The sequence below is a fragment of the Sphingobacterium sp. WM genome (assembly GCF_029542465.1).
Classification (GTDB): Bacteria; Bacteroidota; Bacteroidia; order Sphingobacteriales; family Sphingobacteriaceae; genus Sphingobacterium; species Sphingobacterium cellulitidis.
The window spans coordinates 1,218,143-1,232,110 of the sequence record NZ_CP120709.1 but is presented as its reverse complement, the minus strand read 5'-3'; the positions used below and the strand labels follow the sequence as shown (position 1 = coordinate 1,232,110).

Genomic DNA, 13,968 nt, shown 5'->3' with positions numbered 1-13,968 from the left:
CCTTAAATGAATTTGAAATGAAAAATTTAATTAAATATTTACTGTTTTTTGCTGTTCTAAGCCTAATTGGTTCTTGCAGTAAGAGCGACTTAAATAATCATGAACCCATTAATAAAGATGGGGAAATACCGGGTCAGGTGACCAATGTAAAAATTGAAAACGGACCAGGATCAGCGATTATCACATATACTCTTCCGAAGAGCCAGGACTTACAATATGTCTTGGCAAAATATTCTATTAACAACGAAATAGTACGGGAAGCAAAAAGTTCCAGATACGGAGACACTATTCGCGTGGATGGTTTCAATAAGGAAGGTGAATACCAAGTAGAATTGTTTTCTGTAAGCAAAAGTGAAAGACTTTCAGAGCCAGTTGTTATCAAAGTAAATCCTTCAGAACCAACATTTAGAACAATTGCCAAGAGCATGAGTATTCGTGAGGATTTTGGTGGGATGAATGTAACTTTTCAAAACCCTGAGGAGTCAAAAATTGCCGTTGTGATATTGACCAAGGACAATAATGATGAGTTTTCACCTACAGAAACCTTTTATACTGCCATCAAGAACGGATCCTTTTCAGTTCGGGGATATGAACCAGAACTTAGAACCTTTGGGGTGTATATAAAAGATAGGTGGAATAACCATTCTGATACAGTTTACAAAGAGGTGAAGCCACTATTTGAAAAGATATTGGATAAGTCCAAATTTAGGCAATATGTGCTTCCTGGCGACCAGCCTGCTGCATGGGGCTGGGTGATGTCCAATATGTGGGACAATAAATTAGGTGAACCTGGATTTCACACCTTACAAGGTGCCCTTCCAAGGCCTCATAAATTTACATTTGACCTAGGTGCTGTCGTAAAATTGAGTCGATTTAAATTATTACAACGTACTGGAAGTTGGTTTTATGCACATGGAAATCCGAAGGAATGGCGCATGTATGGTTCAGCGACCGTACCAGATGCTTCTGGAGAAATGGATAAATGGATCAAGTTAATGGATTGTTACTCTGTAAAACCATCAGGATTACCAGTTGGCCAAGTTTCAGACGATGATAGAAACCATGCGAATGGAATTGATGGGCTTGGTGAGGAATTCAATTTCCCATTAAATGCTCCTCCAGTTCGGTATATCCGGATGGAGATCATAAAAAACTGGGGAAATACAGACTTTTTCCATGCACTTGAACTCACTTTCTGGGGTGATCCTCAATAACTTAAATGAAATCAACATGTTAAAAAAATATATTTATTTCGCAACAGGGATAATCCTATTAGCGATTTTTAGTCAATCCTGTAGGAAATGGGATGATTATAAAAAATACATTGAGGATGGCGAGAAGATCTATCCTAGCAAAGCTTCTGATATCAAGGCACATCCTGGCAACGGACGTGTGCTTCTTGCCTGGAAGAAAGAATTGGATGAAAGTGTGACCAAGTTCAGAGTATTCTGGAATAATGGGAATGACTCTTCCGAGGTTGATGCCTCTAAGTTCAAAATAGGCGATACAGTCAAACATTACATTGATAAATTAAAGGAATCGAGTTATACTTTTACCATTTATTCTTATGATGGCAATGGTAATCGTTCGGTAGCTACTGAAATTCCACCTGTCAATATTTATGGTTCAAAATATCAAGCAGCATTATTAAATAGACCTGTTAAAAAAGTGGATTATTTAGCGGATAAATCGCAATTGACAATCGAATGGGGAACTCCCGATACTATTTACATGCATACAGAAATAAAGTATGTGGATTCTCAGAATAAAGCAAGAGTGCTGGTGATTGGTCCGGAAGATGTAACGACCGATTTATCTTGGAAACTGGGTACTAAAGTTTATTACAAATCCACTTATCTCCCTATTACAGGAGCAATAGATTCATTTCAGAATGTGAATCAGGATTCAATTTTAGTTCAAAATGTAATGGTTTCGAAAGAAAAGTGGGTGAAAATTAATTTACCGAATGATATTCCAGCTGATGGTTATGGAACTAAATTATCGAATATCTGGGATGGTCAATTGGGAAGTTTTCCAAATATTTATCATTCAGAGGGAGGAAGTATACCGCATCATTTCACCATTGATTTAGGAGAGAGCAGGCAATTAACCATGTTTGAGGAATCTGGTCGTCAAGATTGTGCTTGTCATAATCCGATAGAGTTTGAAATATGGGGGATAAATGATGTGAAAAATGCTTCTACTGCCCTTCCAGCTACTGATCCAAAATGGTCAACAGAATCAACATCAAAAGGCTGGAAATTACTTAAAACAGTTAAGAGGACAGACAATGGCATTGCGCCATTCAAGGTGGAGTTGGACGAAGGTATACCTGCAGTTCGATATATTCGTATTCGAGTATTGAAAACCCAGGACAATAGCATAGAAAGTCATATGGGAGAAATATCATTCTGGTATAATCCATAATTTAAAAAAATACCTCAGGGATTTTGATTCAAATCTCTGAGGTATTTTTTTATCAGGCTAGCTATCTCAAGCTTACTTCTCTAGTTGTCATTCTGCCCTGTCCATGAATGATTAATTTATCAGGAAATAAACTCATATATCCAAAAGCATTGCTTTTAGTTTCCACCATCCCTTCTAAAGTGATAAAGGGAATAGATTTATACATTTCAAAATTTCCGGGATGATGATGTGCGGAAAGTACCGCCTTGACAGCTTTATGCTTGACAAATAAGTCGATTAATACTCTGTTATTTAAGGTTTCCAATCCATTCTCAGGAAGAAATGGATGATGAGAAAAAACGATGACTTTCAATCCTTTTTTATCTGCAGAATTCAATTCCTTTTCCAACCATCGCAATTGTTTGCTTCCAATACCCCCATTCCAATCCTGCACATTCTGACGACTTTCCGTAGATAAAACTGATTTCAACTTAGTATATTCTTTTTCTAATTTTGAGCCTTTTTTTACAGCATAAGAAGAGAGTTCATTGGTATTCAGGAAAATAAACTTCCAGCCTTCCTTTACTAAGGAATAATATTCTTTATCCATTTCAAAGGTTTTAAAGAGCTTATTCTGATATTCTTTAGGATAATCATGATTCCCTAAAAGGTTAAAATGTGGAGCATTCAATTCATTTAAACGGCTGAGAATTGGCGCTAAATCTTTCGGCCCTTCATCCACTAAGTCTCCCAATACCACATTAAATAGAATAGATTCTTGATTTAAGTAGGAAATTGCCTCTTCGAGTTTTTGAATGGACGATCTATAAAACCTTGATTTTCCATCCTCTTTATCGGCATATTGAATATCGGCAATCAGACCAATCTGCAAAGGTTTGTCTTGAACCTGACCAACAGTTTTGCTCAGATTCATTGATATTAGAAAAGTGAGAAGGAATGCGATTTTATTACTCATTTTGCTGTTCTTTTATCCTTTAAAAATAATAAATGAAAACCTGACAAACCTAGAAAATAAAATAATCTTCTTAGATTTCCACTCTAAGTAAAAATTCCTTCTGAGCGTCGTTTATTTGATAATTTCAATAGCTTCACGTACTTTCAGAAGATCAGGTTGTTGGTCTTTACATTCCTGAACGCCTTCCGGGTATAGGGCTGTGATGAAATTATTGAAATCTTTACAGCTTCGGAAAATATTAAATTCTTGATTTTTCACATCCCATACTATTCCTTTTGATTTAATCGACGCTGAGGCAATGGCGCCGCCAGCTACACCTCCCAAACCATAGCCCAAGCCTTGCTTCCAAGAGTTAGCTAATTCAAGTTCAGTGTATAAGAAGTTATCTCCAGCAATAAGAACTCGACAAAAAGAATTCGGGAAATTTGTTGTTTGGGCCTTATCTTTTTTCTCTCTGTTGGTCAAAATGGAAAAGGCTTGAAAATATAAATTGCCTTTATAACATACGGCGAAAGTTTTCCTCAATTTCTTGCCATTGTGTTTGTATAAAAACAAACATTGATCTGGAATTGTATCTGTGATTTCTTTAGATCCCCAAAGTATACCTTTAGCTATTAACTCCTTTGTATCATTGGGAGTCTTTTTAAGGAAATCTTCTTTGGTAGAATAAATACCCTCTGGGTAGGATAATTCTGGATTTGTTGATACTTGACCATAACTGTACAGTCCAAATATCAAGAACAATCCAATGAGTAATGTCTTGTTCATAATTGGTAAATTTTAACAAACCTAAGCTACAAATAATTCTTTATAGTTATAATTCACCCACTTACCTATCCACTCTCTTTACTTTAAATGTTCCATTGGGTTGAATAAAATAAAGCGCAGAAGCTTTTTTAGCATTATCATCAAATTCGAAGCGAATAGAATATCCTTTCAAATCTTTTAAATTGAAATTATGGTCGCCTTGCGCAATGGTTTCGTAATTGGTCTGGCCCGGAACATCAACAAATAAAACACCCTCTTTTATTGTCACTACGATATTCATTCCTTCAACACTGTATTTCCCTATATAACTTTCAAACAAGTCTTTCGGGATTTCTTTTGCCACAATTTCCTTTATGAATTCAACTGGATTTCCAGAAGGATCATCCAAATCGATCGTAGCGCTTTCAATTTTTCCATCCATACTTGATCGGAAATTAATTTTCGATACGCTTTCTGCTGTGTCTACTTTTCCTTTCTCATTAATTTCTCGCATTTCAAAAACATCAAAATGGTAATGGCTCAGCAAAGCATGCTGCTTTCCTAATGTTATTTTTAATGAGTCGTTTTTCAGTGCTATTTGGAAGGAGCCATAAGCCGGGTTACTAAATTTTCCAATATAGTCAGTTTTAATGTGTGATGGTTTAGTATTTAAAACTCGGACTAAATCGACCTTTTCTTCCTTTTCATCCTCTTTACTTTCTGGCGTAACACTTCGTTCATTCCAGTTGATAGTTGATAATCCTAACCAACGGTCTACGATTAAATTACGTATGATATCAGGCACTTGGGAACTATTTTGATTGGTAAGAACAACAATTCCTAGCTGATCACTTGGAAAGAAGCTGACACTAGCAGAAAATCCATCAATATTCCCACCATGTTCTACTTGGTAATGACCTCTATAGGAGCTTATCATCCAGCCTAATCCATAATTACTCACGTAGATATCGGGATATTTACCTGGTAGCCCTCCTGATATAACCATTTGCGAACTGGCAGCTTGTTCGATGTATTTACTTGGGAGAATTTCCTTTCCTTTAAATTTCCCACCTGCAATCCATAATTTAAGCCATTGTGAAATATCCATAACACTGCTATTAATACTTCCGGCAGGTCCCATACCCTGAATATCAAAATATGGAATTGCTTTGATGTTCTTTTTATCATCTACTGTATATCCTTTGGATGCATCTGGATCTTTTGCCATTTCCTTTACATCAAAATTTGTCCGTTTCATTGACAATGGAGTAAGGAATTGTTCCTTGACATTTTCCTCCCAGCTCTTTTTGGTAATATGCTCGGCAACCATACCCTGTGCCAAGTACATAAAATTATTGTATTGCCACTTTGCTCTCAGGTCAGCGGTAGGCTCCATATATTTTACACGTTGCAAGAGACTATCTCTGGAATCCGTGTTAAAAACATACCATGAATAATCATATCTATTTAATCCTGTTCTGTGAGTCATCAAATCTCTAATGGTTACCTGAAATTCACGGCCATCCTTAAAATGAAGAGATGGTAAATATTTAATAACCTTGTCATCTAGTGAGTTGCCATTATCCAGCAATTTCCCCAACAGAGCTGCTGTAAATGCTTTTGTGGAAGACCCTATTGCATATAAAGTCTGAGGAGTAGCCGGTAATTTTTTTTCCAAATCCCGAAACCCAAATCCTTTCGAATACACGACACTATCTTTATGGACCACTGCCACCGAAAAACCCGATACATGATAATCCTTCAGTATCTTGTTAAATACAGAATCAAGGTTATTAAGTTTATTTTGAGGGGATATGTTTTGGCCAAAACAATAAGCTGAAAGGGTCATGCTAACCAAAATGGAAAGCATCTTTTTGAAATTTGTCATTAATTGGTTTTTTATGTAACAGTTGTTCTAAAGTAGAAATAAGTAACTGAATAATAAAACGCTTTCTTCTGTAATTCAATAAAATTTGAATCAATTAATTTTGATTAGGAGGGTGGATCAAAAACCTCCTAAATTACTTGTATCAAGCTTATTAGAAGATTCTACACCCGGACATAAAAAAAGCCCGACGAAAGTCGAGCTTTTTTGTGCGGCTGTTGTCTAAATACTAAATAATTTCTACTAAATACTAGAGTGGGTGGCAGGATTTGCTGCGCCCCGCGAACCCCAAACTCTTACCCGCAGCGAGAAAAGTTGGCTTCAGCCCCACGAGCCCCAAACGCAAACCCTGAAGCTCCTACGGATCGAACCCCGGTTCGAATCTGCCACACCCGGACATAAAAAAAGCCCGACGAATGTCGAGCTTTTTATTGTGCGGCTGTTGTCTCAATACTAAATACTTTCTACTAAATACTAGAGTGGGTGGCAGGATTTGCTGCGCCCCGCGAACCCCAAACTCTTACCCGCAGCGAGAAAAGTTGGCTTCAGCCCCACGAGCCCCAAACGCAAACCCTGAAGCTCCTACGGATCGAACCCCGGTTCGAATCTGCCACACCCGGACATAAAAAAAGCCCGACGAATGTCGAGCTTTTTATTGTGCGGCTGTTGTCTCAATACTAAATACTTTCTACTAAATACTAGAGTGGGTGGCAGGATTTGCTGCGCCCCGCGAACCCCAAACTCTTACCCGCAGCGAGAAAAGTTGGCTTCAGCCCCACGAGCCCCAAACGCAAACCCTGAAGCTCCTACGGATCGAACCCCGGTTCGAATCTGCCACACCCGGACACAAAAAAAGCCCGACGAATGTCGAGCTTTTTTGTGTCGGGGTGGCAGGATTCGAACCGTTATCATACCCTATTTTTACTTTCCTTATTTAAACCTGATTATTAGGTATTTACAAATATTATTACCTATCTTTACCTAACCTTACAAAGGTGAAATATGGTAATATTAAGCATTTTTGTCCGAAATATGTCCGAAAAATATGAAAGTAAATTTTTATTTAGACAAGCCCTATAACCCTGATATTGCACCTGAAAAGGTCAAACTGGAACTGGCCAAGGTTGGAGGAAAAAAGAAAAACCTTGCACAGAAGTTCTGGAATCCATCGCTCACTGCGCTGTATCTATTCTTTTCACCGGATAAATCCTGTAGGATAAAATACAGGACAAACTATAAGATTTTACCCAAAAGTTGGGATTTTGAAAAGGAAAGGCTTAAACCAAGTGCCAGCGGAGCGTTGGAATTCAATGTCGAACTGAACAACCTTGCCAACCTCTGCATCCGGGAAGCGATGGGCAAAAAAGACAAAAACCAGTTTCTATCCAAAGAAGATTATAAACAGATCATACAGGGCTGTATCGACAGGGACAATGCGGTAAGCAACGAAATATCCATTTCCCACCTAAAAACACAGTTCCTGTCCTATAAATCCAATTTTGTCAAAGACGGCACACTAAAAGAATACAGGACGGTATTCAAAGGTCTGGAAGACTTTGAAAAACAGAAAGGTATAAATCTTGTCCTTAGGGAACTGGACAGCAAATTTCTCGATCAGTTCGAAGTGTTCCTGAGCAAGAAGAGGAATACGAACGATGAAGAAAAGGAAGGTTTGCTAAATGACACCATACACAAATACATATCCACGTTGAAGGTATTCCTAAAGTGGTGCAACGACAATGATTATCTGGTGCATCCCGACGTTTTCAAAACGCAAAAAACAAACTTTAAGAAGAAAGCCTACAATGAGATCATTGCCCTGTCCGAATCCGAAATAGAAAAACTGATGAACCATGATCTTTCGGACAGACCCAGTCTGGAAAGAGTACGGGATCTGTTCTGTCTATTGTGCTACACAGGGCAAAGATTTGAGGATCTGATCAACTTCGATCCAAAGGATATAAAAAACAATGCTTGGGACTTTATTTCGGTAAAGGTCAAGAAAAGGGTAATCGTACCTTTTGAGGGGTATATAGCCCCTGCAAAAGATATCTTGGAACGTATCGGTTACAGCGTACCCAAGATATCCAACCAGAAGTTCAATGAATACGTAAAAACGGTAGGAAAACTCGCAGGACTGGACGAGACCATCAAGATAACACGGTATTCGGGCAAGCAGAAGCTGGTGATAGAAAAAAGGAAGTACGATTTTCTAACCAGCCATGTCGGCAGAAGATCAATGGTAACGAACCTATTGAGCAGAAACGTACCGATCACGCTTGTACAAAAACTGACGGCACATTCTGACATACGGACTTTAATGAAATACGAATCGGCAAGCACAGATTCGTTAATCGATGCACTCAATAAATTTTAAAACTATGGAAGAAATTTTTTTTAAGTTGAGAAAAGCTTGGAAACTTCGAAAAAACAAATTTGATTTAGGTGGATTTCTGAAAGTAGAGCGTTTCCATACCCCAGGTTATTTAGTGATGTGTATTTTCAGCCTGAAAGAGAACGAATACCTACCCTTTTACCGTTACCACCTACAATACTATTTTGAAAACAACCCTCTTGGCAATGAGCAAACATTTCTTACAAAGGTTATCGAGTACGTTGACCAGGACATTAAATCAAGAGAGACATTGCATTATTACAAAACGATAACCAAAACAAGAATATACAGGCTATCCAAATTTAGAGAAGCCTTAAAACAGGTTGACAAATGGGAAGTAACCTTAACAAATGAGGATCGGATTAAAAAATCCGTTTCTTACGTGCAGGAAATCATGAATTGGCAAAACATAAACGACACAAAGACCGTTCTTTCCAAACTCCTATTTGATGAAGTTGGTTCGGACAAGTTTTTCATTGAGTATAAAAATATCATTGAACAAAGAGATCGTTTACAATCCGAACTGGCCGATAAAATCTCTGAATTGAATGAACAAAAGAAGAAGCACAAAGCAATAGCACCAATGACGAAGGTTCAGATTGTTAGCGGTGATCACAAACCCTTGCTAGATCTTTTGCTTCAAATGAAAGATTTAGAAAACCCTTCGACCAAAAGAAATTATTTACAAGGAAGCCCAGACACATGGGCATCACTACTTTCCAATTACTTTGAATATGGAGACAACAATATTCCTAAGGATAATAATCGAGAAATAAATTGGAATTCTGTCAGAGATTATTTTCTAGGAAAAAGTGGAATATCACTGCTTAAATCACACAACAGAGAAAAGTATTTCCATATCAAGGAATCCAATCGAGATTACACATAAAGTAGCTCCATGATACTTTAAACTAATTTTACTCCCTCAAAACCCCCATGACGTTTAACGATATGGGGATTTTTTATCTCTATACTTCCCAACTTTGCCCATGTTAATTCACTCGAAGAAAGTGGCCACGACTTCGAATCATTAAACGTGTAAACATGAGCAAAGTATGATTCAATTTGACCAAAAAGCCCTTAGGGACTGCATCAAGGATGCTGTAAGGGAAGAACTTCACCTTTTTATTTCAGATGTGAAGCACACATCGGACAACACCGAGAACAGATCTTCCGAAAAACTATTGACCAAAAAGGAAATGGCGGACGAACTTGACATTTCACTCGTCAGCCTGACCGAGTGGATGAAGCAGGGACATATCCCCTACATGCGTATGGGAAAGCGGATCTATTTCAAAAAACAGGAGGTAGTGGCTTCAATGGCCGGCTACAACCGGAACAAAGGAGGTAAATAATGATCTCGTTTAACCAGGACACAGCCACGGCACTAGACAGGGCTATAGTAAAAATAACAGATGAATTTTTAGAACCCCCTATCATGATAACAATCAGCAATTCCGATTCCGTTATCGGTACATTAGGGAATTTCAGCGCATCCACGGGAAAGGCGAAGAGCAGGAAAACATTCAATGTGATTTCATTGGTGGCTGCTGCATTGAGCGGAAAACAGATATTACAATACAAGGTCAAAGTTCCCATAAACCGTCCATTGGTGCTGTACTGCGATACAGAGCAGAGCAAGTTCCATTGCCACAGGTTACTTTCAAGGGTCTACAAGCTCATAAATTACCCGACAACGGAAGTCCATGAAAACCTAAAATTCATATCCTTGAGGGAATACCCCACCAAAGAGCGCATTAGTATCATCGAATATGCCCTGTCCAAATATGCGGGCAGGATAGGTCTAGTGATAATAGACGGGATCAGGGATCTTGTTTACGACATCAATAATGCAACGGAAGCGACTGAAATTACCGGCAAGCTGATGAAATGGTCACAGGAACTTAATATCCATATCCATACCGTACTACACTTAAACAAGGGTGATGACAACACAAGAGGCCATTTGGGGACTGAATTGAACAATAAGGCAGAATCCATCTTACAGGTCACCAAAAGCGATCTGGATGCAAACTACAGCACCGTGGCTCCAAAGTTCATCAGGGATATCGAGTTTGAGCCATTTACCTTTTATATAGATGATGGTTTGCCCGTACTGGACGAGAACTTTGACCTGTCAGGCACTGCATCGAGAAAAGGGTTCGACTATCAGGAGCTTTCCAAAGAGAACCATCGGGAAGTGTTACAGGAAATGTTTAACGATAGTGAAATAACCTGCAGTTATGATGACTTTGTCCGAAGATTAAAGGACGCTTATCTAGCAAAAGGCTTCAATTTCGGCATCAATAAAGCCAAACAGCTGAAGACATTTCTGGAAAACAAACGGATAGTCATCAAGAACGATAAGACCTACCGGTTTAATCCTGAATTCTATTACTAAAAAAACAGGTTTAGTTTAGTCCGACCCTATATAGTAATAGACTAAACTAAACCGACTTAAAAGATTACGATTATGACATGTGATGAACTTAAGCGCATACCGCTCATATCCATATTAAATTACCTGCAGATTCCGTGTGCCAGAATGAACAGCCGTGAAGCATGGCTTAGAAATCCGTTCAATGGAGGGAACGAAAGAACCGCTTCGACAAAGGTGGATATACACAGAAATATCTGGTATTCGCATTCGGATGGTTTGGGAGGTAACAACATTGACTTCCTGATGAAGTTTTTGGACACGGACAACCTATCAACAGTATTGGATTGGGCTGATGAAAGAAAAAATATCCTTTCTTTTCACCAGCAGACCGTATTGGATAAAGTACCGATTGTGCAACAGGAAAATAATCGGACGTACACCATACTATCCGTAAAACCACTTACAAACAAAGCGCTGATCGACTATCTGACCGATGTACGCAAAATAGATATTGAAATTGCCAGCGCATACTGTCAGGAAATCTATTACAGGACGGCAAATGGACAGACGTACTTTGCCGTCTGTTTTAAGAATGATGCAGGTGGATACGAACTGCGCAACAGCTATGACAAACGCTCCCTATTGACAAAGGGGATCACTACGATCGGTAACGGTAGCAAAGATGTTGTTGTGTTTGAGGGCTTCACAGATCTGCTGTCCTTTATGACGTTAAAAAAGAATGCAGGTAAGCCGTATCTAAATACGAACTTCTGTATCCTGAATACGACAGCCAATCTGCAAAAAGCATATCCATTCTTAGAGCGACATAACAGAATAACAAGCTATCTGGACACAGATAGCAGTGGCTTAAAATCTTACCACAGTTTGCGAACCCATTTTGAGAAAACGCATGCCGTAAAAAATGGAATGGAAGAATTGCAGAGGCAAGACAACAGGATCAAGGATGTCAATGACTACCTGATATTCAGATCACACAAAGAACAAATTCATAGCACCCAATCTGGAAGAAAGCTATCGAATAGGTAGGAAGCAAGGTTGTGTTTTGGTGACCCCAAAACCGATTGGCTCCCGATGGTCACAGCTAAAAAGAAACAAGATGAAAAATAACAAGAAAAAAGGCGGAAGACCCGCACTCGAAAATAAAAAACAGTTCAGGATCAATGTCCGTTTCGATGAAAGCGAACATAACAGAGTTTTGCATAATGCAAAAATTGCAGGTATGAGCAAATCGGAATGGGTACGCAAATCTGCGATCCTACGAAAAATTACACCTAGGTTTACCGAAGAACAATTGAAAGCTTTTAGGGCGATTACTGGGGCTTCGAACAATCTAAATCAGCTAACTAAAAAAGCACACCAGTCTGGACTGATTGAGGTGGCACAGGAATGCAAAAATACGATCCATCACATTGACCATTGTATCAATAAACTACTGCACCATGATAGCGAAGATAATTGAGGGCCGATCTTTCGGCGGATGCGTTGGATACGCCCTGAAAAAAGATAGTGAGATTATCCATGTAAATGGATTACGGACGGATTCGGCAAAGACCATCACACAGGACTTTAATTTTCAGCGGATGCTGAATCCAAGATTGGGCAAGGCAGTCGGACACATTATTCTTTCGTGGAATACAGAAGATAAAAACAAGCTGAATAATGACATCATGCTATCCGCAGCTAAGCGTTATTTATCAAAATTAGATATTAGGGATACCCAATGCTTAATGGTGCGCCACCACGACCGCCAACATGATCATATCCATATTATTTTTAATCGGGTAAACGATCATGGCAAAACTATCTCCAATAGCAATCAGCGGTATAAGAGCTTTAAAGCTTGTAAAGAATTAAATGCATTATATGGCTTTAAGCAGTCCGAAGGAAAACGAAATGTCAACAGAGGTAGACTGAAAGGTAATGATCTAACGAAATACCAAATTTACGACACCGTCAAGGCAGGCATACGACACAGTAAAAACTGGAAGGAACTACAAAATTATATCCGTTACAGAGGTGTGGAAATGCAGTTTAAATATAGATTGGGGTCGGATGAGGTTCAAGGTATTTCGTTCATCAAAGATGAACAGACATTTCGGGGTTCTGCCATAGACCGCTCATTGAGCTTCGGACAGATCGACAAGGCTTTAAATAGCATAGATAATTCTATTGAACTAAATCAAATTTCTGGAAGCTATGTTTCGAAGGATCATTCTATAGACAGAAATATCGGAGAAACACTTGGTCACATAACATCAGCTTTATTTTCGAACCCCGAAATTACACCAGAGCAAGATGATCCGTTGATCAAGAAAAGAAAAAAGAAAGAGAATTACGGACTAAAACGTTAATACCATGAACACAGAATTAGAAAATATACAGCAACAGGTAAGCGCATTGCAGGAAAACACAGACTTGATCACGCAGGATATTGTACGAATAATGCCTACAATTGTCTCCCTACTTTCTGAAAATGAAAAGAAAATGCAGGAATTTCATGAAATGCGAGCAAAGGATCAGGAACTACTACAACAGATCAAGCAATTTATTAAAAGAGAAAACGATGTACTATCTAAGATCATTAACGATTATGGGACACTTCAGGATGTAGCTAATGAAATCTCCACAATAACTAGACAGGAATTAGCTGTATTAACAATCAAAGAAAAAGACATTGTTTCAAAGATAGCTGAAATTCCTGATCAGGTCATTGTAAAACATCATTACGGCATTGATCTCAAATCAACACCTCTGATCATTGTTATGATAGCATTATCTACCATTATTTCGCTAGGTCTCGGTGTTCTATACGAGAAGAACAAACAATTAGACGATAGAAAATCGTATGAAATGCGTTACCGAATGATAGAATTGGAGCTACCGCATGTAACATCGCATATCGATTCTACTCATTCTCTTAACCCTAAGAAATTCCATAATTTGGTGATTAAAAGAGAGGAAGAAAATAAACTATTAAACAGTATAGACCAAAAACGTCAGGAGATCAAAAACTTAAACAGTCCTGAATAATGGCTCGGCGACTTGGCGAAGTAGCGAAGCTGTATCGAAGATACAAAAGCGGAGCTATTTAGCCAAGTCGCTTGTTGTAAGCAGTCCGCGAAGCGGCGGCTTACGGCAAGCGACGTAAGTCGCCGAGC

Annotated in this window: 13 protein-coding genes; 10 read left to right on the top strand and 3 right to left on the bottom strand. The window is 38.6% G+C overall.

What is annotated here, in order from left to right:
* Positions 1 to 17 precede the first annotated feature (17 nt).
* Positions 18 to 1,214 carry a DUF5000 domain-containing lipoprotein gene (locus PZ892_RS05270; protein ID WP_277712295.1) on the top strand — a complete coding sequence of 399 codons (1,197 nt, stop codon included), beginning with the start codon at positions 18 to 20 and terminating at the stop codon, positions 1,212 to 1,214.
* A gap of 16 nt (positions 1,215 to 1,230) precedes the next feature.
* Positions 1,231 to 2,427: a DUF4998 domain-containing protein gene (locus PZ892_RS05265; protein ID WP_277712294.1), complete on the top strand. Its 1,197-nt coding sequence runs from the start codon at positions 1,231 to 1,233 to the stop codon at positions 2,425 to 2,427.
* A gap of 61 nt (positions 2,428 to 2,488) precedes the next feature.
* Here the strand turns inward: PZ892_RS05265 and PZ892_RS05260 are convergent, their stop codons facing one another.
* The 3 genes from PZ892_RS05260 to PZ892_RS05250 form a co-directional block, all read right to left on the bottom strand.
* A complete protein-coding gene (locus PZ892_RS05260) occupies positions 2,489 to 3,382 on the bottom strand; it encodes a metallophosphoesterase (RefSeq protein ID WP_277712292.1) in 894 nt (297 codons plus the stop codon).
* Between the two features lie 111 nt (positions 3,383 to 3,493).
* A complete protein-coding gene (locus PZ892_RS05255; RefSeq protein WP_277712291.1) occupies positions 3,494 to 4,150 on the bottom strand; it encodes a hypothetical protein in 657 nt (218 codons plus the stop codon).
* A gap of 61 nt (positions 4,151 to 4,211) precedes the next feature.
* Positions 4,212 to 6,017, bottom strand: coding sequence for a serine hydrolase (locus PZ892_RS05250; RefSeq protein WP_277712290.1), 1,806 nt, complete (start codon positions 6,015 to 6,017; stop codon positions 4,212 to 4,214).
* Positions 6,018 to 7,059: 1,042 nt separating this feature from the next.
* Between PZ892_RS05250 and PZ892_RS05245 the strand changes: the two genes are divergently transcribed.
* The 8 genes from PZ892_RS05245 (at position 7,060) to PZ892_RS05210 (ending at position 13,840) form a co-directional block, all read left to right on the top strand.
* On the top strand, positions 7,060 to 8,391 hold the full coding sequence (locus tag PZ892_RS05245; RefSeq protein ID WP_150452512.1) for a site-specific integrase: 1,332 nt from the start codon (positions 7,060 to 7,062) through the stop codon (positions 8,389 to 8,391).
* Positions 8,392 to 8,395: 4 nt separating this feature from the next.
* The gene (locus PZ892_RS05240; protein ID WP_150452511.1) at positions 8,396 to 9,298 is read left to right on the top strand and encodes a hypothetical protein; all 903 of its coding nucleotides are present in this window, start codon (positions 8,396 to 8,398) and stop codon (positions 9,296 to 9,298) included.
* 166 nt (positions 9,299 to 9,464) lie between these two features.
* Positions 9,465 to 9,764 carry a helix-turn-helix domain-containing protein gene (locus tag PZ892_RS05235; protein ID WP_150452510.1) on the top strand — a complete coding sequence of 100 codons (300 nt, stop codon included), beginning with the start codon at positions 9,465 to 9,467 and terminating at the stop codon, positions 9,762 to 9,764.
* Complete coding sequence (locus PZ892_RS05230) at positions 9,764 to 10,810, top strand: AAA family ATPase (protein WP_150452509.1); 1,047 nt, start codon at positions 9,764 to 9,766, stop codon at positions 10,808 to 10,810. The genes PZ892_RS05235 and PZ892_RS05230 overlap by 1 nt, the downstream gene beginning before the upstream one ends.
* 144 nt (positions 10,811 to 10,954) lie before the next feature.
* Positions 10,955 to 11,836 carry a toprim domain-containing protein gene (locus PZ892_RS05225; RefSeq protein WP_150452513.1) on the top strand — a complete coding sequence of 294 codons (882 nt, stop codon included), beginning with the start codon at positions 10,955 to 10,957 and terminating at the stop codon, positions 11,834 to 11,836.
* Positions 11,837 to 11,906: 70 nt separating this feature from the next.
* Entirely contained in the window at positions 11,907 to 12,269 is a 363-nt protein-coding gene (gene mobC, locus PZ892_RS05220) for a plasmid mobilization relaxosome protein MobC (RefSeq protein ID WP_150452508.1), read from the top strand.
* Positions 12,250 to 13,161 carry a relaxase/mobilization nuclease domain-containing protein gene (locus tag PZ892_RS05215; protein WP_150452507.1) on the top strand — a complete coding sequence of 304 codons (912 nt, stop codon included), beginning with the start codon at positions 12,250 to 12,252 and terminating at the stop codon, positions 13,159 to 13,161. The genes mobC and PZ892_RS05215 overlap by 20 nt, the downstream gene beginning before the upstream one ends.
* A 4-nt stretch (positions 13,162 to 13,165) precedes the next feature.
* On the top strand, positions 13,166 to 13,840 hold the full coding sequence (locus PZ892_RS05210) for a hypothetical protein (protein ID WP_003013290.1): 675 nt from the start codon (positions 13,166 to 13,168) through the stop codon (positions 13,838 to 13,840).
* Positions 13,841 to 13,968 lie beyond the last annotated feature (128 nt).

What these genes read in the sequence shown, in the direction of transcription:
- PZ892_RS05245 (WP_150452512.1), top strand. Translation starts at nt 7,060, where the DNA reads ATGAAAGTAAATTTTTATTTAGACAAGCCCTATAACCCTGATATTGCA.
- PZ892_RS05240 (WP_150452511.1), top strand. Translation starts at nt 8,396, where the DNA reads ATGGAAGAAATTTTTTTTAAGTTGAGAAAAGCTTGGAAACTTCGAAAA.
- PZ892_RS05255 (WP_277712291.1), bottom strand. Translation starts at nt 4,150, where the DNA reads ATGAACAAGACATTACTCATTGGATTGTTCTTGATATTTGGACTGTAC.
- mobC (WP_150452508.1), top strand. Translation starts at nt 11,907, where the DNA reads ATGAAAAATAACAAGAAAAAAGGCGGAAGACCCGCACTCGAAAATAAA.
- PZ892_RS05265 (WP_277712294.1), top strand. Translation starts at nt 1,231, where the DNA reads ATGTTAAAAAAATATATTTATTTCGCAACAGGGATAATCCTATTAGCG.
- PZ892_RS05235 (WP_150452510.1), top strand. Translation starts at nt 9,465, where the DNA reads ATGATTCAATTTGACCAAAAAGCCCTTAGGGACTGCATCAAGGATGCT.
- PZ892_RS05225 (WP_150452513.1), top strand. Translation starts at nt 10,955, where the DNA reads ATGAACAGCCGTGAAGCATGGCTTAGAAATCCGTTCAATGGAGGGAAC.
- PZ892_RS05250 (WP_277712290.1), bottom strand. Translation starts at nt 6,017, where the DNA reads ATGACAAATTTCAAAAAGATGCTTTCCATTTTGGTTAGCATGACCCTT.
- PZ892_RS05215 (WP_150452507.1), top strand. Translation starts at nt 12,250, where the DNA reads ATGATAGCGAAGATAATTGAGGGCCGATCTTTCGGCGGATGCGTTGGA.
- PZ892_RS05230 (WP_150452509.1), top strand. Translation starts at nt 9,764, where the DNA reads ATGATCTCGTTTAACCAGGACACAGCCACGGCACTAGACAGGGCTATA.
- PZ892_RS05260 (WP_277712292.1), bottom strand. Translation starts at nt 3,382, where the DNA reads ATGAGTAATAAAATCGCATTCCTTCTCACTTTTCTAATATCAATGAAT.
- PZ892_RS05210 (WP_003013290.1), top strand. Translation starts at nt 13,166, where the DNA reads ATGAACACAGAATTAGAAAATATACAGCAACAGGTAAGCGCATTGCAG.
- PZ892_RS05270 (WP_277712295.1), top strand. Translation starts at nt 18, where the DNA reads ATGAAAAATTTAATTAAATATTTACTGTTTTTTGCTGTTCTAAGCCTA.